The following is a 21,752-nucleotide window of genomic DNA, read 5'->3' on the forward strand; positions in this document are numbered from 1 at the left end:
CCATGATGTCTGTACCGCATGGTCTTTTCCCGCGGTTCGAGGCGTGGCACGGGGCTTGCCACGCCTGCCGGCCTCCGCTAAGCCTCGCCTCATGTTTTCGACCGCCGCTCCGGCGGAATGCCGCGTTGCAGCGGCCGGCCGATATGGTAGTCGAGTGAAGCGCTTGGCGGCATTTTTGCGCCGCACCATCGGCAGCACCGCCGAGGGAAGCAACGGAGCCGGATCATGGAAGACCTGTTGCGCGAATATCTTCCGATCATCATCTTTCTCGGCATAGCGATGCTCATCGGCGTCGCCTTGCTCGTGTCGCCTTTCCTGCTGGCCTACCGCAATCCGGATCCGGAAAAGCTCTCGGCCTATGAGTGCGGCTTCAACGCCTTCGACGATGCCCGCATGAAGTTCGACGTGCGGTTCTATCTCGTCGCGATCCTGTTCATCATCTTCGACCTCGAAGTGGCCTTCCTGTTCCCCTGGGCTGTGACTTTCGGCAAGCTCGGCTGGTTCGGCTTCTGGTCGATGATGGCGTTCCTCGGCGTGCTCACCATCGGCTTCATCTACGAATGGAAGAAGGGAGCGCTCGAATGGGATTGAGCCAGTCCTCCGATAACGCGGCGCCGCGCACGCTCGTCGCGCAGCAGCCCAAGGGCCTCGTGGACGGCTCCGGTCGCCCGATCGGCCATGACGATCCGTTCTTCACGGACGTCAATGCGGAGCTCGCCGACAAGGGCTTCCTCGTCGCGGCTGCGAGCGACCTGATCACCTGGGCCCGGACGGGTTCGCTGATGTGGATGCAGTTCGGGCTCGCCTGCTGCGCCGTCGAAGGCCTGATGCAGGTCTCCGGTCCGCGCTACGATCTCGAGCGCTTCGGCGTCGCGCCGCGCGGTTCGCCCCGCCAGTCCGACGTCATGATCGTGGCCGGCACGCTGACCAACAAGATGGCCCCGGCGCTGCGCAAGGTCTATGACCAGATGCCGGAGCCGCGCTACGTCATCTCGATGGGCTCCTGCGCCAATGGCGGCGGCTACTATCATTATTCCTATTCGGTCGTTCGCGGCTGCGACCGCGTGGTTCCCGTCGACATCTATGTCCCGGGTTGCCCGCCCACGGCCGAGGCGCTGCTCTATGGCGTTCTGCTGCTGCAGAAGAAGATTCGCCGTACCGGCACGATCGAGCGCTGAGGCCCGGCATGGACGAGACCCTGAAAGAACTCAGTGACTACATCGTCGCCGCCAAGAGCGATGCCGTCATTGCGAGCAAGATCGCGTATGGCGAGCTGACGCTCGACATCGAGCGCGCCGCGATCGCCGATGTCGTGTCCTGGCTGGCCAGCGACCCGAAGACCGGCTTCGTGAGCATCATCGATGTCTGCGGCGCCGATTATCCGGAGCGAGCCTATCGCTTCGACGTGGTCTATCACCTGCTGAGCCCGACGCGGAACCTGCGCATCCGCCTGAAGGTCCAGACCGACGAGGTCACGCCCGTGGCCTCCATTACCCCGATCATGCCCGGCGCCGACTGGTTCGAGCGCGAGGCCTATGATCTCTACGGCATTCTCTTCACGGGCCATCCCGATCTGCGCCGCATCCTGACGGATTATGGCTTCGACGGCCATCCGCTGCGCAAGGACTTCCCGCTGACCGGCTATGTCGAAGTGCGCTACGATGACGAGCAGAAGCGCGTCGTCTACGAGCCGGTGAAGCTCGCGCAGGAATTCCGCGACTTTGACTTCCTCTCGCCCTGGGAAGGCACGGATTATGTGCTGCCCGGCGACGAGAAGGCCAAGGAAGCACCCAAGACTGAACAGAAGCCGAGCTGAGGCACGGAAATGTCAAAAGCCGAGGTTCGCACGTTCAACATCAATTTCGGGCCCGAGCATCCCTCGGCGCACGGCGTGCTGCGCCTTGTGCTTGAGCTGGATGGCGAGATCGTCGACCGCGCCGATCCGCATATCGGGCTGCTGCATCGCGGCACCGAGAAGCTGATCGAGCACAAGACCTATCTTCAGGCCGTGCCCTATTTCGACCGGCTCGACTATGTCGCGCCGATGAATCAGGAGCATGCCTTCGCGCTCGCCGTGGAGAAACTGCTCGAGATCCAGGTGCCGAAGCGCGGCCAGCTGATCCGCGTGCTCTATTCCGAGATCGGGCGCCTGCTCTCGCACATCATGAATGTGACGACCTGGGCACTCGACGTTGGCGCGATGACGCCGCCCGTCTGGGGCTTCGAGGATCGCGAAAAGCTCATGATCTTCTATGAGCGCGCGTCCGGCTCGCGCATGCATGCGGCCTATTTCCGGCCCGGTGGCGTGCATCAGGACCTGCCCGAGGCGCTCATCCGCGACATCGGCGATTTCTGCGACTCCTTCCTGAAGCAGCTCGCCGATATCGATCGCCTCGTCACGGGTAACCGCATCTTCAAGCAGCGCAATGTCGATATCGGCGTTGTGACGCTGGAAGAGGCGTGGAAGTGGTCCTTCTCGGGCGTCATGGTCCGCAGCGCCGGCGCGCCCTGGGATCTGCGCCGCTCGCAGCCCTATGAGTGCTATTCGGAGCTCGAATTCGACATTCCGGTCGGCACGCATGGCGATTGCTACGATCGCTATCTCGTCCGCATGGAAGAGATGCGCCAGTCGGTCCGGATCATGAAGCAGTGCGTCGCGCGCCTGCTTTCGACGGAGAAGAGCGGTCCTGTGTCCTATACGGACAATAAGATCGTCCCGCCGAAGCGCGGCGAGATGAAGCGCTCGATGGAAGCGCTCATCCACCACTTCAAGCTCTATACCGAAGGCTATCACGTGCCGCCTGGCGAGGTTTACGCGGCCGTCGAGGCGCCGAAGGGCGAGTTCGGCGTCTATCTCGTCGCCGATGGTTCAAACAAGCCTTATCGCTGCAAGATCCGCGCTCCCGGTTTCGCGCATCTCCAGTCGATGGATTTCCTCTGCCGCGGCCACATGCTGGCCGACGTCTCTGCGGTCCTCGGCTCGCTCGATATCGTGTTCGGAGAGGTTGACCGCTGATGTCCGTTCGTCGTCTCGCTTCCGAACAGCCGTCGAGCTTCGCGTTCACGCCGGAAAATCTGGCCTGGGCGCAGAAGCAGTTGCTGAAATTCCCCGAGGGCAAGCAGGCCTCGGCCGTGATTCCGATTCTCTGGCGCGTCCAGGAGCAGGAGGGCTGGGTCTCGGAGCCGTCGATCCGCTGGGTCGGCGAATTCCTCGACATGCCCTTCATCCGCGTGCTCGAAATCGCGACCTTCTACACGATGTTCCTGCTCGCCCCGGTCGGGAAGAAGGCGCATATCCAGGTCTGCGGCACCACCCCCTGCATGATCCGCGGCGCGGGCAGGCTGCTCAATGTCTGCCGCGAGCGCATCCATCACGATCCCTTCCACATCTCGGCCAATGGCGATCTGTCGTGGGAAGAGGTGGAATGCCTCGGTGCCTGCGTGAACGCGCCGATGGTGCAGATCGTGCCGGATACCTATGAGGATCTGACCGTCGAGAGCTTCAACAAGCTGATCGACGATATCGAGGCGGGCGTCCCGCTGAAGCCCGGTCCGCAGATCGCGCGTCATTATTCCGCGCCCGAGACGGGCTTCCGCGTCCTGACGACCGAGTCGCTCTATGACGGCTCGATGATCGGCCAGGGCGCCGGTCTCGCCGCCGCGCGCGACGCGATCGCCGCGCGCGCCGCCGCCGAGGCGGAAGCCGCGAAGGCCGCGGCTGAGGCTGCCAAGGCAGCCGCCGATCCGGCGCCGGCCGAGGCGCCGGCTGCGCCCGCCGTCAAGGCGCAGGCCGAGGCCGACAAGGAAAAGGTTCCCAATATCGCGCCACAGAACGTGCCGGCGTCGGACCCTGCGGTCCGGCCCGATGCGGGCAAGAAAGAGTAGGGGGCGGACGATGCTTGCTGACAAGGACCGCATCTTTACGAACATTTACGGCCATCATGATTGGGGCCTGAAGGGCGCGCTGCAGCGCGGCTCCTGGGATGGCACCAAGACCATTCTGGAAGCCGGGCGCGACTGGATCATCGACCAGATGAAGGCCTCGGGCCTCCGTGGCCGTGGCGGCGCAGGCTTCTCGACCGGCCTCAAATGGTCGTTCATGCCGAAGAAGAACGACGGCCGGCCGCATTATCTCGTCATCAATGCCGACGAATCCGAGCCGGGCACCTGCAAGGATCGCGAGATCCTGCGTCATGATCCGCATCATCTGGTCGAGGGCGCGCTGATCGCCTCCTTCGCCATGGGTGCCCATGTCGCCTACATCTACGTCCGCGGCGAGTTCATCCGCGAGCGCGAGCATCTGCAGGCGGCGATCGACCAGGCCTATGAGGCCCGGCTGATCGGCAAGAACAATGTCCATGGCTGGGACATGGACATCTATGTCGCTCATGGCGCCGGCGCCTATATTTGCGGCGAGGAAACCGCGCTGCTCGAAAGCCTCGAGGGCAAGAAGGGCCAGCCGCGCCTGAAGCCGCCGTTCCCGGCCAATGTCGGCCTCTATGGCTGCCCCACCACCGTCAACAATGTCGAGAGCATCGCGGTCGCCCCGACCATCCTGCGCCGTGGCGCGGCCTGGTTCTCGTCGATCGGCCGGCCGAACAATGTCGGCACCAAGCTCTTCGGCATTTCCGGCCATGTGAACACGCCCTGCATCGTCGAAGAGGCGATGGGCATTCCGTTCCGCGAGCTGATCGAGAAGCATGGCGGCGGTGTCCGCGGCGGCTGGGACAACCTGCTCGCCATCATCCCCGGCGGCGCATCCTGCCCGATCATCCCGGCCAAGGATTGCGAAGAGCTGATCATGGATTTCGACGGCACCCGCGCGGTGAAGTCGAGCTTCGGCACGGCCGGCGTCCTCGTCATGGACAAGTCGACCGACGTGATCAAGGCGATCGCGCGCATCGCGTCGTTCTTCAAGCATGAGAGCTGCGGCCAGTGCACGCCGTGCCGCGAGGGCACGGGCTGGATGTGGCGCGTGATGGAGCGCATGGCGCGCGGCGAGGCCGAGAAGCGTGAGATCGACATGCTGCTGCAGGTGACGACCCAGATCGAAGGTCACACGATCTGCGCGCTCGGCGATGCGGCGGCCTGGCCGATCCAGGGCCTTATCCGCCATTTCCGCCCGCTCATCGAAGAGCGGATCGACCTCTATTCGGCCAATCCGAAGCCGGTCGAGCGCGAGATGATGGAAGCGGCGGAGTAGGGCCATGAAGCTTGAGGGCGTCATTGAGAAATTGGAGGTCCACGGTTCGACCCTCGCGGGTTCGAGCTTTGTCGACGTCAATATTTCGGGCGCCTCCTTCGACGATGTGAATATGTCGGGGTGGACGGCAAAGAACGTCAACCTGACGGGCCTCTTCGTCGAAGACGCGAATATTTCGGGAGCGCGCATCACCGACGTGAACCTGTCGGGCGCGAGGCTGTCGAAGGTCAATCTGATGGGTGTCTCGATCGAGGGCTGCCGGCTTGACGGCGTCACGATAGACGGCATTCCCCTATCCGAATTGCAGGCCGCCCATCGCGCGGCGCAAGAGGCGAAGTAATGGCCAAGATCATTGTCGACGGCATCGAAGTGGACGTGCCTCCGGACTACACGCTCCTGCAGGCGGCAGAGGCTGCGGGTGCCGAGGTGCCGCGCTTCTGCTTCCATGAGCGCCTGTCCATCGCCGGTAATTGCCGCATGTGCCTCGTCGAGGTGAAGGGCGGTCCGCCCAAGCCCACCGCGTCCTGCGCGATGAATGTCCGCGATCTCCGCCCCGGCCCGAACGGCGAGCCGCCGGTCATGCTCACCAAGTCGCCCATGGTGAAGAAGGCCCGCGAAGGCGTGATGGAATTCCTGCTGATCAACCATCCGCTCGATTGCCCGATCTGCGATCAGGGCGGCGAATGCGATCTGCAGGACCAGGCCATGGCCTATGGCGTGGACAAGAACCGCTTCTCCGAGAACAAGCGCGCCGTCGAAGACAAATATATTGGCCCGCTCGTCAAGACGTCGATGAACCGCTGCATCCATTGCACGCGTTGCGTCCGCTTCACGACCGAGGTTGCCGGCATCGCCGAGATGGGCTTGATCGGCCGCGGCGAGGATGCCGAGATCACCACCTATCTCGAGAAGGCGCTCTCCTCCGAACTGCAGGGCAATGTGATCGACCTCTGCCCGGTCGGCGCTCTGACCTCGAAGCCCTATGCCTTCCACGCCCGCCCGTGGGAACTGGTCAAGACCGAGTCGATCGACGTCATGGACGCGGTCGGCTCCAACATCCGCGTCGATGTGCGCGGCCGTGAGGTGATGCGCATTCTCCCCCGCCTGAACGAGGCGGTGAACGAGGAGTGGATTTCCGACAAGACCCGCTTCATCTGGGATGGTCTCCGCACCCAGCGTCTCGATCGCCCCTATGTCCGCGTCGGTGGTCGGCTGAAGGCTGCATCATGGGGCGAGGCCTTCGCGGCGATTGCCACCAAGGTCAAGGCCACGACGGGCTCGAAGATCGGCGCGATCGGCGGCGATCTCGCCTCGGTCGAGGACCTGTTCGCGCTGAAGTCGCTGCTCGTTTCGCTCGGATCGTCGAATTTCGACATCCGCCAGGATGGCGCGGCGCTCGATCCCGCGCTCGGCCGCGCGAGCTACATCTTCAATCCGACCATTGCCGGCATCGAGCAGGCCGATCTGATCCTGATCGTGGGTGCCAACCCGCGTAAGGAAGCCTCGGTGCTGAACGCGCGCATTCGCAAGCGCTGGCGCGCCGGCGGCGTCAAGATCGGCGTCATCGGCGAGCAGGTCGATCTGACCTATCCGCATGATTATCTCGGCGCCGGAACCGAGACGCTGGCCGATATCGCCGCGGGCAAGTTCGCCTTCGGTGAGGCGCTGGCCGCAGCCAAGCGTCCGATCGTCATTGTCGGGCAGGGCGCGCTCTCGGGCGCTGATGGCCGCGCCGTTCTCGCGACCGCAGCCGCCATCGCCGCTGCTCCGGGTCGTGACGAAGGCTGGAACGGCCTCGCCGTCCTGCATAATGCCGCCTCCCGCGTCGGCGGCCTCGATATCGGCTTCGTGCCGGCTTCGGGCGGTCTCGACACGGCGGGCATGGTCGCTGCCGCAGGGCAGGGCGCTCTCGACGTGCTCTTCCTGCTCGGCGCCGACGAGATCGACACCAGCGCGCTCGGTTCGTCCTTCGTCGTCTATATCGGCACGCATGGCGATGCCGGCGCCCACCGCGCCGACGTCATCCTGCCGGCGGCCGCCTATACCGAGAAGTCCGGCACCTATGTGAACCTCGAGGGCCGCGTGCAGCTTTCCAACCGCGCCGCATTCCCGCCCGGGGATGCCCGCGAGGACTGGGCGATCCTGCGTGCGCTTTCGGACGTGCTCGGCCATCGCCTGCCGTTCGATTCGCTCGGCGAGCTCCGGAAGGCGCTCTATGGTGCCTATCCGCATCTGGCCCGCATCGACGCGGTCCAGCCGGGCGCGTTTGCCGATGTGGCGGCGCTCGCCGCTTCGGCCGGCTCGCTTGGCAAGACGGCTTTCGTCAATCCCATCAACGATTTCTACCTGACCAACCCGATCGCGCGCGCGTCTGCCATCATGGCCGAATGCTCGGCGCTCGCGCTTGGCCAGGTTGCCGCGGCGGCGGAGTAAGGCGGAATGGACGGTTTCCTGCATACCTACCTTATTCCCGGCGTGATCATTGTCGCGCAGAGCCTGCTGCTGCTGGTTCTGCTGCTGATCTCGATCGCCTTCATCCTGCTGGCCGATCGCAAGATCTGGGCGGCGGTGCAGATGCGGCGCGGCCCGAACGTGGTCGGTCCCTTCGGCCTGCTGCAATCCTTCGCCGATCTGCTCAAGTTCGTGCTCAAGGAACCGATCATTCCGTCGGGCGCCAACAAGGGCATCTTCCTGATGGCGCCCCTCGTGACCGTGACGCTGGCGCTCGCCGGCTGGGCGGTGATCCCGTTCGATGCGGGCTGGGTGATCGCCAACATCAATGTCGGCGTCCTGTTCCTGCTCGCCATCTCGTCGCTCGGTGTCTACGGCACGATCATGGGCGGCTGGGCATCGAACTCGAAATATCCGTTCCTGTCTTCGCTCCGCGCCGCGGCGCAGATGGTGTCCTATGAAGTCTCGATCGGCTTCGTCCTCGTCGCCGTCCTGCTCTGCGTCGGTTCGCTGAACCTGTCGGATATCGTACTCTCGCAGCAGACGGGCCTCGGCACCAAGGTCGGGCTGCCGGGCAGCTTCCTCGACTGGTACTGGCTGCCACTCTTCCCGATGTTCATCATCTTCTTCATCTCGGCGCTCGCCGAGACGAACCGCCCGCCCTTCGACCTCGCCGAAGCGGAATCGGAGCTCGTCGCCGGCTTCATGTCGGAATATGGCTCGACGCCGTACATGATGTTCATGCTGGGCGAGTATGCTGCCATCTGCCTGATGTGCGCCCTGACGACGATCCTGTTCCTGGGAGGCTGGCTGCCGCCGATCAATGTGGCGCCGTTCACCTGGGTGCCGGGCATCGTCTGGTTCGCCCTCAAGGCTCTCCTCGTCTTCTTCATGTTCGGCATGGTGAAGGCGTTCGTGCCGCGCTATCGTTACGACCAGTTGATGCGTCTGGGCTGGAAGGTGTTCCTCCCGATTTCGCTCGGCATGGTCGTCGTGGTCGCCGCGGTTCTTCAGATCATGGGATGGGCACCGTAATGCGCCTCGACCAGTCCGCGAAATCGCTGTTCCTGTCGGAGTTCGTCTCGGCGTTCTTCCTGACGATGCGCTACTTCTTCTCGCCGAAGAAGACGCTGAACTATCCCTTCGAGAAGGGCGCGGTCAGCGCGCGCTTCCGCGGTGAGCATGCGCTGCGCCGTTACCCGAACGGTGAAGAGCGCTGCATCGCCTGCAAGCTCTGCGAGGCGATCTGCCCCGCCCAGGCCATCACCATCGAGGCCGGCCCGCGCCGCAATGACGGCACGCGCCGCACGACGCGCTACGACATCGACATGGTGAAGTGCATCTATTGCGGCTTCTGCCAGGAAGCCTGCCCGGTCGACGCCATCGTCGAGGGCCCGAACTTCGAATTCGCGACGGAAACGCGTGAAGAGCTCTACTACGACAAGGAGAAGCTCCTCGCCAATGGCGACCGTTGGGAACGCGAAATTGCCCAGAACATCTCTATCGACGCGCCGTATCGGTGAGGGATCATGATACTCCAGGCCCTCTTCTTCTATCTCTTCTCGGCGATCACGGTCGCCTCGGCGCTGATGGTCATCGGATCGCGCAACCCCGTTCATTCGGTGCTGTTCCTGATCCTCGCCTTCTTCAACGCAGCCGGGCTGTTCCTTCTGCTCGGAGCTGAATTCCTGGCGATGCTTCTCGTCGTCGTCTATGTCGGCGCGGTGGCGGTGCTGTTCCTGTTCGTCGTCATGATGCTCGATGTCGACTTCGTCGAGCTGCGCCAGGGCTTCCTGCAATATCTTCCGGTGGGCGGCCTCGTCGGCCTGGTCTTCCTGGTGGAATTGCTGCTCGCCTTCTCTGGCTGGGTGTTCGCGCCCGAACTGGTCTCGCAGCCGGTCACGCCCATTCCCCCGCTCGCGACGATGACCAACACGGCCGCGATCGGTCAGGTGCTCTATACGCACTACATCTTCTTCTTCCAGATCGCCGGCTTCGTCCTGCTCGTCGCCATGATCGGCGCGATCGTGCTGACGCTGCGGCACAAGCCGAACGTCAAGCGCCAGGTGATCGCCGATCAGGTCCACCGGTCGCAGATCGTCGAGATTCACACTGTTGAGCCCGGCAAGGGCATCTGAGAGAGACGGGAGCCAAAATCATGGAGATCGGTCTCTCCCACTATCTGTCGGTCGCGGCGGTCCTGTTCACGATCGGCGTGTTCGGCATCTTCCTCAATCGGAAGAACGTGATCGTCATCCTGATGTCGGTCGAGCTCATACTGCTCGCGGTCAACATCAACTTCGTGGCGTTCTCATCCTTTCAGGGTGACCTCGTCGGGCAGATCTTCGCGCTTCTCGTGCTGACCGTCGCGGCGGCCGAGGCGGCGATCGGGCTTGCCATTCTCGTCGTCTACTACCGCAATCGTGGTTCGATCGCGGTCGAAGACATCAACCTGATGAAGGGCTGAGGCCAGCCATGTATTCGGCGATCGTCTTTCTTCCTCTCCTTGGCGCCATCCTGGCCGGCCTGATCGCGCTCATCGGCAGCTATCGCGCCGCCATGGTCGGCGCGCCGAAGGAGGGCACGGCCGACGGCCATCACGATCATGCGGCGCATGACGCTCACGACCACGCGCATGACGACCATGGTCATGATGATCACGGCCACGGCCATGACGATCATCATGCCTCGGCGCCGGGTTCGCGTCCGGCCGAGATCATCACGACCGGCTTCCTCTTCATTTCGGCCATCCTGTCCTGGATCGCGTTCCTGACGATCGGTTCGCCGGAAGGCCAGACCGTGCACCAGAAGGTGCTGCCTTGGGTCACCTCGGGCACGCTCTCCTTCGATTGGGCCTTCCGCGTCGATACGCTGACCGCGATGATGCTCGTCGTCGTGACGACGGTCTCCTCGCTCGTTCACCTCTACTCGATCGGCTATATGAGCCATGACGAGCACAGGCCGCGCTTCTTCTCGTATCTGTCGCTCTTCACCTTCGCCATGCTCATGCTGGTGACGTCGGACAATCTGGTCCAGATGTTCTTCGGCTGGGAAGGCGTCGGTCTCGCCTCCTACCTGCTGATCGGCTTCTGGTTCAAGAAGCCCTCCGCGAATGCCGCGGCGATCAAGGCCTTCGTCGTCAACCGCGTCGGCGATTTCGGCTTCGCGCTCGGCATATTCGGCGTCTTCGTGCTGTTCGGCTCCGTCGATTTCGACACGATCTTCGCCAATACCAGCACGGTCGTCGGCACGAAGATCCACTTCCTGTCGTGGGATTTCGATGCGCTGACCACGGTCTGCATCCTTCTCTTCATCGGCGCCATGGGCAAGTCGGCGCAGTTCCTGCTGCACACCTGGCTGCCCGACGCGATGGAAGGCCCGACCCCGGTCTCCGCGCTCATCCATGCCGCGACCATGGTGACGGCCGGCGTGTTCATGGTGGCGCGCATGTCGCCGCTGTTCGATCTCGCCCCGACGGCGCTCACCGTCGTGACGCTGTTCGGCGCGACCACCGCCTTCTTCGGCGCGACGGTCGGCCTGGTCCAGAACGACATCAAGCGCGTCATCGCCTATTCGACCTGTTCGCAGCTCGGCTACATGTTCGTGGCGCTCGGTGTCGGCGCCTTTGGCGCGGGCGTGTTCCACCTCTTCACGCACGCCTTCTTCAAGGCTCTCCTGTTCCTCTGCGCCGGCTCGGTCATCCATGCCGTCTCGGGCGAGCAGGACATGCGCCTGATGGGCGGCCTCAGGAAGAAGATCCCGATCACCTACTGGACGATGATGATCGGAACGCTGGCGCTGACCGGCTTCCCGCTCACGGCCGGCTATTATTCGAAGGACGCGATCATCGAGAGCGCCTTCATGGGTGACAACCCGCTCGCTGGCTATGCCTTCGCGATGGTGGTCATCGCCGCGCTGATGACGTCCTTCTACTCCTGGCGCCTGGTGTTCATGACCTTCCATGGCAAGCCGCGCGCGTCCGCGGAAGTCATGAGCCATGTGCATGAATCGCCGCTCGTGATGACGGTGCCGCTCTTCGTGCTGTCGATCGGCGCGCTGCTCGCAGGTGCGGTCTTCTCGGGTTGGTTCATCGGCGAGGGCTATGGCGAGTTCTGGAAGGGCGCGCTGTTCACCAATCCCGACAACCACATCCTGCACGAGATCCACGAGGTTCCGGCCTGGGTGAAATACTCGCCCTTCGTGATGATGGTGATCGGCTTCCTGATCGCGCTCTGGTTCTACGTCCTGTCACCGTCGACGCCGAAGCGCCTCGCCGAAGAGCAGCCGATTCTGTACCGCTTCCTGCTCAACAAGTGGTACTTCGACGAGCTCTACAACTTCCTGTTCGTTCGCCCGGCCAAGTGGCTCGGTCGCTTCCTCTGGAAGAAGGGCGATGGCTGGCTGATCGACGGCTTCGGCCCGGACGGGATCTCGGCGCGCGTCGTCGACGTGACCAACCGCGTCGTCCGCCTGCAGACCGGCTACGTCTACCACTATGCCTTTGCCATGCTGATCGGCGTCGCCCTGCTGATCACATGGATGATGTTCGCGCGCTGAGGATTTGACCGACATGACCGACTGGCCGATCCTTTCGACCGTCACTTTCCTGCCGACGGTCGGCGCGTTGCTCCTGCTTCTGATCAGGGGCGACGATGCAGCCGCACGCCGCAACATCTACTGGATCTCGCTCTGGACCACGCTGATCACCTTCGTGATCTCGCTGCTGATCTGGCGCGATTTCGACCACGCCAATACCGGCTTCCAGTTCGTGGAGCGCGCCGGCTGGCTCAGCAGCAGCATCGGCTATTCGATGGGCGTCGACGGCATCTCGATGCTGTTCGTCATCCTGACGACCTTCCTGATGCCGTTCTGCATCGTCGCCTCGAAGCTCTCCGTCCAGAAGCGCTTCCGCGAATACATGATCGCGTTCCTGATCCTTGAAACGCTGATGATCGGCGTGTTCTGCGCGACCGACCTGATCCTGTTCTACGTCTTCTTCGAAGCCGGTCTGATCCCGATGTTCCTGATCATCGGCATCTGGGGCGGACCGCGCCGCGTCTATGCCGCGTTCAAGTTCTTCCTCTACACGCTGGCCGGTTCGGTCCTGATGCTGCTGGCCATCATGGCGATGTACTGGCAGGCCGGCACGACCGACATTCCGACGCTGCTGAACCACGCCTTCCCGGCTGGCATGCAGACCTGGCTCTGGCTCGCCTTCTTCGCCTCCTTCGCGGTGAAGATGCCGATGTGGCCGGTCCATACCTGGCTCCCCGACGCCCACGTCGAGGCGCCGACCGCGGGCTCGGTTATCCTGGCCGGCGTGCTGCTGAAGATGGGTGGCTACGGCTTCCTGCGCTTCTCGCTGCCGATGTTCCCGCTGGCGTCGGCCGATTTTGCGCCGTTCATCTACACGCTCTCGGTCGTCGCGATCATCTACACTTCGCTGGTCGCGCTGATGCAGGAGGATATCAAGAAGCTGATCGCCTATTCGTCGGTCGCCCATATGGGCTATGTCACGATGGGCATCTTCACGATGAACCCGCAGGGCGTCGAAGGCGCCATCTTCCAGATGCTGTCGCACGGCATCGTGGCGAGCGCGCTCTTCCTCTGCGTCGGCGTCATCTATGACCGCATGCATACCCGCGAGATCTCGGCCTATGGCGGCCTCGTCAACCGCATGCCCTTCTATGCGGTCGCCTTCCTCGTCTTCACCATGGCGAATGTCGGCCTGCCCGGCACGTCGAGCTTCGTCGGCGAGTTCATGACGCTGCTCGGCGCCTTCCGCGCCAACACCTGGGTCGCCTTCTTCGCGACGACGGGCGTGATCCTGTCGGCATCCTATGGCCTCTGGCTCTATCGCCGCGTGGTGTTCGGCCCGCTCGACAAGCCGAGCCTCAAGGGCATGTTCGACCTGTCGCGGCGAGAGATCGCGATCCTGGTGCCGCTGATCGTCCTGACGATCTTCTTCGGTGTCTATCCGACGCCGGTCTTCAACGTGACGTCGGCCTCGGTCGACAATCTCATCACCAACTATCAGGCCGCCCTGTCGGCGGCCGGCAAGCTCGCCCTGGCGGCGCAGTGACGGACAAGCAGCTGAAATGATGGACATCGCCACGCTTCCTTCGCTGACCCCCTTCCTGCCGGAGCTGATCCTGGGCGTTGGCGCCCTGGTGCTTCTGATGGTGGGCGTGTTCTCCGGCGCGCGCGCGACCTCGCTGGTCTCGACGCTCGCGGTCCTGGTGATCATCGCGGCCGGGCTTGCGCTGCTGTTCAAGACGCCGGATGGCGAGACCTTCAACGCGGCCTTCGTGCTCGATCCCTTCGCGCGCTTCTTCAAGATCCTCGCGCTGATCGGCTCGGGCTTCGCGATCGTCATGTCGTCGAGCTTCATCAAGCGCGAGAAGTTCGAGCACTTCGAATATCCCGTGCTCATCCTGCTGGCGACGCTCGGCATGATGCTGATGATCTCGGCCAATGACCTGATCTCGGTCTATCTCGGCCTGGAGCTTCAGTCGCTCGCGCTCTATGTGGTTGCCGCAATCAACCGCGACTCCGAGAAGTCGACGGAAGCGGGCCTGAAATATTTCGTCCTCGGCGCGCTGTCCTCGGGCATGCTGCTCTATGGCGCCTCGCTGGTCTACGGCTTCACCGACCATACCCAGTTTGCCGGCATCGCCACGGCTCTCGCCGCTGGCCCGATCTCGACGGGCGTGGTCTTCGGCATCGTGCTCTTCATCGCGGGCATCGCCTTCAAGGTTTCGGCCGTTCCGTTCCATATGTGGACGCCCGACGTCTATGAAGGCGCGCCGACTCCGGTCACGGCGTTCTTCGCCGCTGCGCCCAAGGCTGCCGCCATGGCCATGTTCGTGCGCGCGCTCGTGGGCCCGTTCGGTCCGGCGATCGGCGAGTGGCAGCAGGTGGTGACCTTCATCGCGATCGCGTCGATGGTTCTCGGTGCCTTCGCCGCGATCGGGCAGACCAACATCAAGCGACTGATGGCCTATTCGTCGATCGGCCATATGGGCTTCGCGCTGGTTGGCCTCGCCGCCGGCAACGAGGCGGGTGTGCAGGGCGTGCTGATCTACATGGCGACCTATCTCGCCATGACGCTCGGCTCCTTCGCCGTGATCCTCTCCATGCGCCGCAATGGCAAGATGGTCGAGACGACTGCTGATCTCGCCGGCATGTCGCGCACCCATCCGGTGACGGCATTCATCTTCGCGATGCTGCTGTTCTCGCTCGCCGGCATTCCGCCGCTCGCCGGCTTCTTCGCGAAGTTCTACGTCTTCCTGGCCGCGATCGATGCGCATCTTTATGCGCTGTCGGTGATCGGCGTGCTGTCCAGCGTCGTCGGCGCCTATTACTATCTCCGCCTCGTCAAGATCATGTATTTCGACGAGCCGGTCGCAGCCTTCGAGCCCATGTCGGGCGAGTTGCGCGTCGTCCTCGGCCTCTCCGGCGCATTCGTCATCCTGTTCGTGCTTTTTGCCGGCCAGATCGGCGCGGTAGCGGGTCTGGCGGCGAAGACGTTCTTCTGATCGATGGCGTTTCAGCTCGGATCAGGAGCGCTCGCGGGCGGCTACAGGCTCGACGTCTTCGATACGGTCGGATCGACCAATGCAGAGGCGATGCGCGCCGCGCGGGCGGGCGATGCCGGTAAGCATTGGTTCGTGGCCCACCGCCAGGAGCAGGGCAGGGGTCGGCGTGGCCGGCCCTGGGTCATGCCGGAGGGCAATCTGGCGGCGAGTCTGTTGCTTGTGTGCCCCAACGACCCGGCCACGGCGGCGACGCTCGGTTTCGCCGCAGGGCTGGCGCTCGATGAGGCCTTGCGGGCCGTCGCCCCGGATCTGACCTTTCATGTCGGCCTTGATGGCTTCGAGGGAGAGGGTGCACCGGGCAGCAATGATCGCCTTCGGCTCAAATGGCCGAATGACGTGCTGCTCGACGGCGCAAAGCTCGCGGGGATCCTGCTCGAAGCGGAGCCCGTCTCGGGCGGCAAGCTCGCTGTGGTGATCGGGATCGGTGTCAATGTGCGCGCGACTCCGGCCGATCTGCCCTATCCGGCAGCGTCCCTCGCGTCGCTCGGTGTCGGCCTCGACGCGCCGCTCCTGTTCCGCGCGCTCTCGGATGCCTGGGCCAGTGTCGAGCGCGTCTGGGACGGTGGCCGCGGATTTCGTGCATTAAGGCGGCTATGGCTCGACCGGGCGGCCGGACTAGGCGAAGATGTTGCCGTTCGAGTCGGTGGGGAAGTCTTCTCCGGTATATTCGAGACGATCGATGATGAGGGCAGGCTCATCATCAGGTCGCGTGAGGGTGTAATCAGGACGATCGCCGCTGGCGAGGTCCATTTTGGTGCGGTGGCTTCGTCCCGATAATGAATTTAGACAAATCCGGTACCGACGAACTCGTGTTCCTGCCGCTCGGGGGCGTCGGCGAGATTGGGATGAACCTGAGCCTTTACGGCTTCGGACCCGCCGAAGATCGGCAATGGCTCGCCATCGATTTCGGCGTGAGCTTTGCCGGGCCGGATCTGCCGGGCGTCGATCTCGTCCTGCCCGATATCCGCTTTCTCGAGGAAGAACGCGGATCGCTGCATGGCATCGTGATCACCCATGCCCATGAGGATCATTTCGGCGCGCTGCTGGATCTCTGGCCGCGCATCGGCGTGCCCGTCTATGCGAGCGCTTTCACGGCCGGCCTGCTCGAGGCGAAGCGCAGTTCGCATCCCGGCGCGCCGAATGTTCCGGTCCAGATCGTCTCGGCCGGCCAGCGTATCCAGATCGGCCCGTTCGACGTCGAATTCGTGGCGGTGACCCATTCGATCCTGGAGCCGATGGCGTTGGCGATCCGCACGCCGATCGGCACCGTGCTCCACACTGGCGACTGGAAGCTCGATCCGGAGCCGGTCATCGGGCCGCAAACCGATTCGGCCCGACTCGCGGCGATCGGCGATGAAGGCGTCCTTGCGCTCGTCTGCGATTCGACCAACGCCATGCGCGAAGGCCGCAGCCCGAGCGAAGGCGATGTCGCGCGTGAACTCATCAAGCTGGTTGCCGAAGCCGAGGGCCGTGTGGCCTTCACGAGCTTCGCCTCCAATATTGCGCGCATCAAGTCGATCGCGCTCGCGGCCGAAGCCGCCGATCGGCAGGTTGTCATTGTCGGCCGCGCACTGCGTCGCGCGATCGATGTCGCCACCGAACTTGGCTATCTCGAAGGCTTGCCGCCATTCCTCGATGAGGAATCCTATGGCTATCTGCCGCGCGCGAAATGCGTGGCGATCGTCACGGGCAGCCAGGGCGAGCCGCGGGCAGCGCTCGCGCGCATTGCGGCCGACGATCACAAGTTCATTGGTCTATCGCCCGGTGACACCGTGGTGTTCTCGGCCCGGCCGATTCCGGGCAATGAGAAGGCGATCAACAGCATCGTCAATTCGCTGATCGAGCAGGGCGTGATCGTCATCACCGATCGCGACCGCCTCGTGCACGTCTCGGGTCATCCGCGGCGCGAGGAACTGGCGGAGATGTATGGCTGGATCCGGCCGGAGATTGCCATTCCCGTTCACGGCGAGCCGATGCATCTGCGCGCCCATGCGGAATTCGCCCGCGAAATGGGCGTGCGTCAGGTCGTGCAGATCGAGGACGGCGCGATCGTGAGGCTCAAGCCCGGTGTCGCCGAGGTGATCGACGACATCATGGTGAGCCGCCTCTACAAGGACGGCTCCATCGTCGCCGATCTCGATGGCGTGGGCATACCGGAGCGGCGCAAGCTCGCCTTCGCAGGCCATGTCTCGGTTGCCATCGTGTTCGATGGCAAGGGGACGCTGATGACGGATCCCGAAATCGGCCTGATCGGTCTGCCCGCACGAGGCATTGCCGGCCATGCGTTCGACGATACCGTCATGACCGCCGTGCTCGGCACGATCGACAGCATTCCGCGCGCGCGGCGTCGCGATGGAGAACTGATGCGCGAGGCGGTGCGCCGCGCCGTCCGCGCGGCCGTGCGGGAAGCTTGGGGCAAAAAGCCCATTTGCACAGTCTTCGTCGCGATCGTATGACGGACCCGGTGGGAATGATCGACGTCCGCACGGTGTCGATCGTCCCCCTGCTGGCAAAGGCATCGATGTGATCGGTCGACTGAACCATGTGGCGATCGCCGTCCCCGATCTCGAGGCGGCCGCCAGGACCTATCGGGACGTGCTCGGTGCGCGGCTCTCGGAACCGCTGGCATTGCCCGAACATGGCGTGACGACCATCTTCGTCGAACTGCCCAACACCAAGATCGAGCTGCTGGAGCCGCTCGGGCCGGATTCTCCGATCGCGCGATTCCTGGCGCGCAGCCCGGAAGGCGGTGTCCATCATCTCTGCTACGAGGTCGCCGATATCCTGGCCGCCCGTGACCGGCTGATCGCGACGGGAGCGCGGGTTCTGGGTGACGGCACGCCCCGGATCGGCGCCCATGGCAAGCCGGTCCTCTTCCTGCATCCCAAGGACTTCCAGGGCACGCTCGTCGAACTCGAGGAGGCGTGAGCCTTGCGGATCTACAGCCTGATCGCGATCTACTTCATCATCTGGTGGCTGGTGATCTTCATGATCCTGCCCTTCGGCATCCGCACGCAGGCGGATGAGGGGGATGTCACGCTCGGCACGGCGCATAGCGCGCCGATCAGGCCGATGCTCGTCAGGAAGGCGATCATCACCTCGGTGGTCAGCGCCGTCTTACTGTTCGCCTTCTGGTATTCCTATGCCGTGCTGGGCTGGACGCCGGAACGGCTGAGCGAACTGTTCTGAACCCGAAAAGCAAAAGGCCCCCGGTGGTGTGACCGAGGGCCTTCGGGATGGTGTCTGATCGAACGTGTCGTTGGACTACTGTTCGACGATGATCGCCGTGCGCGCCATGCCGACGCTGGCGACGGCATTGAAGAAGACCTCCGCATTCGCCTTGTCCAGGCGCACGCAGCCATGCGAGGCCGGCTTGCCGAGGCGCTTCACTTCGGTCGTGCCATGGACGGCGATGCCGTCATTGAAGAACACGGCGAAGGGCATCGGCGCATCGTCATACTTCTTGGAGCGATGATCGGCCGAGAGATAGTCCGGACGGAACTGGCCGGGAGGCGTCTCATAGCCCTTGCGGCCCGTCGAAACCGGCCAGCTGTACTTGTCCTGCTTGCCATCGCCATGGTTGACGACCACATCAATCGTCTGGTGCGAGAGCGAAACCTTGGCATAGACGCCGGCGGGGGCGGGGAAGAGCGTGTTGGCCTGGCTGGTGGAGGCAAGGCCGACGACGAGCCCTGCGGTCAGGGCGATGGAAGCGACGAGACGTGCGATCATGGCTGTTTTCCGGTTCGGATACCTGCGCCGTGCCCCAGCGCCGGTTGGTTCTTTGATGGTTTGGAACTGCGCCGGCTAGGCGACCGTCCATGGAAGCTGTTCTAGCCGAGAGACCTTTTAAGGTCAGTGAAGATCGTCACAAAGCCGGGCTCTCTCGTCGGAATTTTCTACTGTGTGATTTCTATGCGAGTGTTCTGCATCCCGTTCGCCGCGACGATCTGGAAGAGCATGCGCGCATTGTCGGGATGAAGCCGGACGCAGCCATGCGAGGCCGGGCGGCCAAGCGAGCGGATATGAGGCGTGCCGTGCACGGCATAGCCGCCGAGGAAGAAGATCGCATTCGGCATTGGCGCATTGTCGTATTTCTTCGAGTACCACATGCGGTGCATGCGGGTCGGGCGCCAGCTTCCCTTCGGGGTGCGATAGCCGGGACGGGCGGTGGAGACGGGCCAGTCATAACGCGGCATTCCGTCGATGTAGACCACCATTTCCTGAGCGGAAAGACTGATTCGCGCGACGACTTCGGCGCGCGCTGCTGCCGGAAATGCCATCAGCAGCATGGCAAAGGCTGCGCCGAGATAGAATCGATGGAACGCAAACCTCATGCGCATGGAAACCTCACCCACAGGCTCGATGGAATGAAGTGGACCATGCCCGACAGAGTTGAACAACTGGTAAGCCGCCGTCGCGGAATACGGTCGGAACCGTCGATCACAATCACAAATGCTTGAAAGGAAGGGCGGAGGCGCCCAGTGCCGCGTGGCCGTCGAAAGGCGCGGCGAAGCGTGCTAGGGAAGCGCGGTCTCAGGCGCCGGAGTGCGCCGCGTTTCGATAAGGCGCGCCTGCGCCGAGGGAGAATGCCAATGTCCGTCCAGGCCCCGGTCCGCCGCGTGACGGCGATCGACATCCGCGCCCGCAAGGGCGGAGCGCCGATCGTGTCCCTGACGTCCTATCACGCCCATACCGCGGCGATTATCGACCGTTTCGTCGACTTCATCCTGGTAGGCGACTCGCTCGGCATGGTCATGCACGGCCTCGAGACGACTGTGCCCGTGACGCTGGAGATGATGATCCTGCAGGGGCTCGCCGTGATGCGCGGGTCCTCGCACGCTCTGGTCGTCGTCGACCTGCCCTTCGGCTCTTATGAAGAAAGCCCGGCGGCAGCGTTTCGGTCGGCCGCGCGCGTCATGAAGGAGACCGGTTGCGGCGCCGTGAAGATGGAGGGCGGCGTGCGCATGGCGGAGACCGTCCGCTTCCTGGCCGAGCGCGGCATTCCCGTCATGGGTCATATCGGCCTGACGCCACAGTCGATCAACACGATGGGTGGGTTCAAGGTCCAGGGCAAGAACGACGAGAGCGCCGCCGCGGTGCTTGCCGACGCCAAGGCGATCGCCGAGGCGGGCGCCTTCGCCATGGTGGTCGAGGGGGTCGTCGAGCCGGTGGCGCGCGCTGTCACGCAGGCGGTCCCGATTCCCACGATCGGCATCGGTGCCTCGCCCGATTGCGACGGTCAGATCCTTGTTCTCGAAGATATGCTCGGCCTCTCGCCACGCGTGCCGAAATTCGTCAAGCGCTATGGCAGCCTGGCTGGCCTGATCGAGGAGGCGGTCTCGTCCTATGCCGACGAGGTCCGTGCGCGGACGTTCCCGACTCCGGAGAACGTTTACAAGGTCAAGAACTGAGCCGGGAGACGAAAACGAAACAAGCCAACGGCCGCGCGTTGCGCAGTCGGCGCCTCGTGGCGTGGGCGCAGATTTCTGCCGACTCCGCGTGCATCTGCGCTATTTGCCAGCGCAGGGCCGCTTCTATATGGTGCGCGCCGCTGACGGTGCCGGAACGGGAACAATGACGGACATATTTCACGAAGTCGAAGAGGACCTGCGCCGGGAAAAGGCCAAGAGGCTATGGAACCGCTTTGGGCCCTATGTCCTGGCGGCGGCGGTCCTCATCGTCCTCGCGACTGCCGGCTGGCGTGGTTGGGAATATTGGCGCGAGAAGCAGGCTGCCGCGACCGGCGACCGCTTCCAGGCCGCCATGCAGCTCATCGAAGACGGCAAGCATGACGATGCGATCAAGGCGCTGAACGACCTCGCCGCGACCGGCACGGGTGGCTATCCCGTCCTCGCGCAGTTCCGTGCCGCGTCCGAGCTCGCCGCTGCCGGCAAGACCGATGATGCGGTGAAGGCCTTTGACGCGATCGCGGCGGATGGCAAGACGCCGACGTTGTTGAAATCGCTGGCGCGGCTGCGTTCGGCGCTGCTTCTGGTCGATACGTCCGATCTTGCAGCCATGAAGGCGCGGATCGACGATCTGGCGGCAACGGGCGGTCCATGGCGCAACAGCGCGCGTGAATTGCTCGGACTGACGGCCTGGCGTGTCGGCGACATCTCGGCTGCCGAGGGCTATTACAAGGCAATCAGCGACGATCCGACCGCCTCGCAGGCGATGCAGAGCCGGGCGCAGCTGATGCTGGAACTGATCCGTGGCAAGACGGGCGAGCCGGCCCCGGCGGCGAAGAGCTGAGGCCGGGCGGAGCGTCACTGACACGTTGAGACCGTCATGCCCGGGCTCGTCCCGGGCATTGTCGTTGATAGAGGCCAACCGTTTCTGCGCGGTCCGGGTCACAGTCCGGGGGAACGCGCATCTTGGCGTTTTCGAGCGACGGGGATCACGGACCGCGTGAAGAAAATGCGACAGAACAAAGCGATAGAGTATCTTGAGCGGACTGCAGTTCGCGGAAATGCTCTAGAGATGACCCAGGAGCCTGA

23 protein-coding genes are annotated in these 21,752 nt (G+C 63.8%); 21 read left to right on the top strand and 2 right to left on the bottom strand.

Features of this window, described 5'->3' with window-relative positions; genetic code table 11:
• Window positions 1–225: 225 nt before the first annotated feature.
• The 19 genes from QO014_RS00385 to QO014_RS00475 all read left to right on the top strand — a co-directional run bounded on the left by QO014_RS00385 (window position 226) and on the right by QO014_RS00475 (window position 18,441).
• Window positions 226–591, top strand: a complete 366-nt coding sequence (locus QO014_RS00385) for an NADH-quinone oxidoreductase subunit A (protein WP_266346676.1) — start codon at window positions 226–228, stop codon at window positions 589–591.
• Window positions 582–1,178, top strand: coding sequence for a NuoB/complex I 20 kDa subunit family protein (locus QO014_RS00390; protein ID WP_266346677.1), 597 nt, complete (start codon window positions 582–584; stop codon window positions 1,176–1,178). Before QO014_RS00385 ends, QO014_RS00390 begins: the two co-directional genes overlap by 10 nt.
• A gap of 8 nt (window positions 1,179–1,186) precedes the next feature.
• On the top strand, window positions 1,187–1,816 hold the full coding sequence (locus tag QO014_RS00395; RefSeq protein ID WP_266346678.1) for an NADH-quinone oxidoreductase subunit C: 630 nt from the start codon (window positions 1,187–1,189) through the stop codon (window positions 1,814–1,816).
• 9 nt (window positions 1,817–1,825) lie between these two features.
• A complete protein-coding gene (locus tag QO014_RS00400; RefSeq protein ID WP_266346679.1) occupies window positions 1,826–3,016 on the top strand; it encodes an NADH-quinone oxidoreductase subunit D in 1,191 nt (396 codons plus the stop codon).
• Window positions 3,016–3,885, top strand: a complete 870-nt coding sequence (nuoE, locus tag QO014_RS00405; RefSeq protein WP_266346680.1) for an NADH-quinone oxidoreductase subunit NuoE — start codon at window positions 3,016–3,018, stop codon at window positions 3,883–3,885. Before QO014_RS00400 ends, nuoE begins: the two co-directional genes overlap by 1 nt.
• A 10-nt stretch (window positions 3,886–3,895) precedes the next feature.
• On the top strand, window positions 3,896–5,203 hold the full coding sequence (gene nuoF / locus QO014_RS00410) for an NADH-quinone oxidoreductase subunit NuoF (RefSeq protein ID WP_266346681.1): 1,308 nt from the start codon (window positions 3,896–3,898) through the stop codon (window positions 5,201–5,203).
• A gap of 4 nt (window positions 5,204–5,207) precedes the next feature.
• The gene (locus QO014_RS00415) at window positions 5,208–5,543 is read left to right on the top strand and encodes a pentapeptide repeat-containing protein (protein WP_266346682.1); all 336 of its coding nucleotides are present in this window, start codon (window positions 5,208–5,210) and stop codon (window positions 5,541–5,543) included.
• On the top strand, window positions 5,543–7,636 hold the full coding sequence (gene nuoG / locus QO014_RS00420) for an NADH-quinone oxidoreductase subunit NuoG (RefSeq protein WP_266346683.1): 2,094 nt from the start codon (window positions 5,543–5,545) through the stop codon (window positions 7,634–7,636). The genes QO014_RS00415 and nuoG overlap by 1 nt, the downstream gene beginning before the upstream one ends.
• A gap of 6 nt (window positions 7,637–7,642) precedes the next feature.
• A complete protein-coding gene (gene nuoH, locus QO014_RS00425) occupies window positions 7,643–8,689 on the top strand; it encodes an NADH-quinone oxidoreductase subunit NuoH (RefSeq protein WP_266346684.1) in 1,047 nt (348 codons plus the stop codon).
• A complete protein-coding gene (gene nuoI / locus QO014_RS00430) occupies window positions 8,689–9,177 on the top strand; it encodes an NADH-quinone oxidoreductase subunit NuoI (protein WP_266347744.1) in 489 nt (162 codons plus the stop codon). The genes nuoH and nuoI overlap by 1 nt, the downstream gene beginning before the upstream one ends.
• Window positions 9,178–9,183: 6 nt before the next feature.
• Complete coding sequence (locus QO014_RS00435) at window positions 9,184–9,792, top strand: NADH-quinone oxidoreductase subunit J (RefSeq protein WP_266346685.1); 609 nt, start codon at window positions 9,184–9,186, stop codon at window positions 9,790–9,792.
• A gap of 20 nt (window positions 9,793–9,812) precedes the next feature.
• Complete coding sequence (nuoK, locus tag QO014_RS00440; RefSeq protein ID WP_266346686.1) at window positions 9,813–10,121, top strand: NADH-quinone oxidoreductase subunit NuoK; 309 nt, start codon at window positions 9,813–9,815, stop codon at window positions 10,119–10,121.
• Window positions 10,122–10,129: 8 nt separating this feature from the next.
• Window positions 10,130–12,211 (top strand): NADH-quinone oxidoreductase subunit L, encoded by a 2,082-nt coding sequence (nuoL, locus tag QO014_RS00445; RefSeq protein WP_266346687.1) that lies wholly within the window; start codon window positions 10,130–10,132, stop codon window positions 12,209–12,211.
• Between the two features lie 13 nt (window positions 12,212–12,224).
• Window positions 12,225–13,736: an NADH-quinone oxidoreductase subunit M gene (locus QO014_RS00450; RefSeq protein WP_266346688.1), complete on the top strand. Its 1,512-nt coding sequence runs from the start codon at window positions 12,225–12,227 to the stop codon at window positions 13,734–13,736.
• 16 nt (window positions 13,737–13,752) lie between these two features.
• A complete protein-coding gene (nuoN, locus tag QO014_RS00455; protein WP_266346689.1) occupies window positions 13,753–15,192 on the top strand; it encodes an NADH-quinone oxidoreductase subunit NuoN in 1,440 nt (479 codons plus the stop codon).
• 3 nt (window positions 15,193–15,195) lie between these two features.
• Window positions 15,196–16,029: a biotin--[acetyl-CoA-carboxylase] ligase gene (locus QO014_RS00460; RefSeq protein WP_266346690.1), complete on the top strand. Its 834-nt coding sequence runs from the start codon at window positions 15,196–15,198 to the stop codon at window positions 16,027–16,029.
• Window positions 16,029–17,708, top strand: a complete 1,680-nt coding sequence (locus QO014_RS00465) for a ribonuclease J (RefSeq protein ID WP_266346691.1) — start codon at window positions 16,029–16,031, stop codon at window positions 17,706–17,708. Before QO014_RS00460 ends, QO014_RS00465 begins: the two co-directional genes overlap by 1 nt.
• A 67-nt stretch (window positions 17,709–17,775) precedes the next feature.
• On the top strand, window positions 17,776–18,180 hold the full coding sequence (gene mce, locus QO014_RS00470; protein ID WP_266346692.1) for a methylmalonyl-CoA epimerase: 405 nt from the start codon (window positions 17,776–17,778) through the stop codon (window positions 18,178–18,180).
• Between the two features lie 3 nt (window positions 18,181–18,183).
• Window positions 18,184–18,441 carry a DUF1467 family protein gene (locus tag QO014_RS00475; RefSeq protein ID WP_266346693.1) on the top strand — a complete coding sequence of 86 codons (258 nt, stop codon included), beginning with the start codon at window positions 18,184–18,186 and terminating at the stop codon, window positions 18,439–18,441.
• 75 nt (window positions 18,442–18,516) lie between these two features.
• Here the strand turns inward: QO014_RS00475 and QO014_RS00480 are convergent, their stop codons facing one another.
• On the bottom strand, window positions 18,517–18,984 hold the full coding sequence (locus tag QO014_RS00480) for a L,D-transpeptidase (protein ID WP_266346694.1): 468 nt from the start codon (window positions 18,982–18,984) through the stop codon (window positions 18,517–18,519).
• Window positions 18,985–19,151: 167 nt separating this feature from the next.
• Window positions 19,152–19,595, bottom strand: coding sequence for a L,D-transpeptidase (locus QO014_RS00485; RefSeq protein WP_307257261.1), 444 nt, complete (start codon window positions 19,593–19,595; stop codon window positions 19,152–19,154).
• Between the two features lie 252 nt (window positions 19,596–19,847).
• On the opposite strand from QO014_RS00485, the gene panB reads away from it, so the two are divergent.
• Window positions 19,848–20,666 (top strand): 3-methyl-2-oxobutanoate hydroxymethyltransferase, encoded by an 819-nt coding sequence (gene panB, locus QO014_RS00490; RefSeq protein ID WP_266346695.1) that lies wholly within the window; start codon window positions 19,848–19,850, stop codon window positions 20,664–20,666.
• A 163-nt stretch (window positions 20,667–20,829) separates the two neighbouring features.
• A complete protein-coding gene (locus QO014_RS00495) occupies window positions 20,830–21,507 on the top strand; it encodes a tetratricopeptide repeat protein (protein WP_266346696.1) in 678 nt (225 codons plus the stop codon).
• Window positions 21,508–21,752: the final 245 nt, after the last annotated feature.

The sequence above is a fragment of the Kaistia dalseonensis genome, assembly GCF_030814715.1.
Taxonomy (GTDB): domain Bacteria; phylum Pseudomonadota; class Alphaproteobacteria; order Rhizobiales; family Kaistiaceae; genus Kaistia; species Kaistia dalseonensis.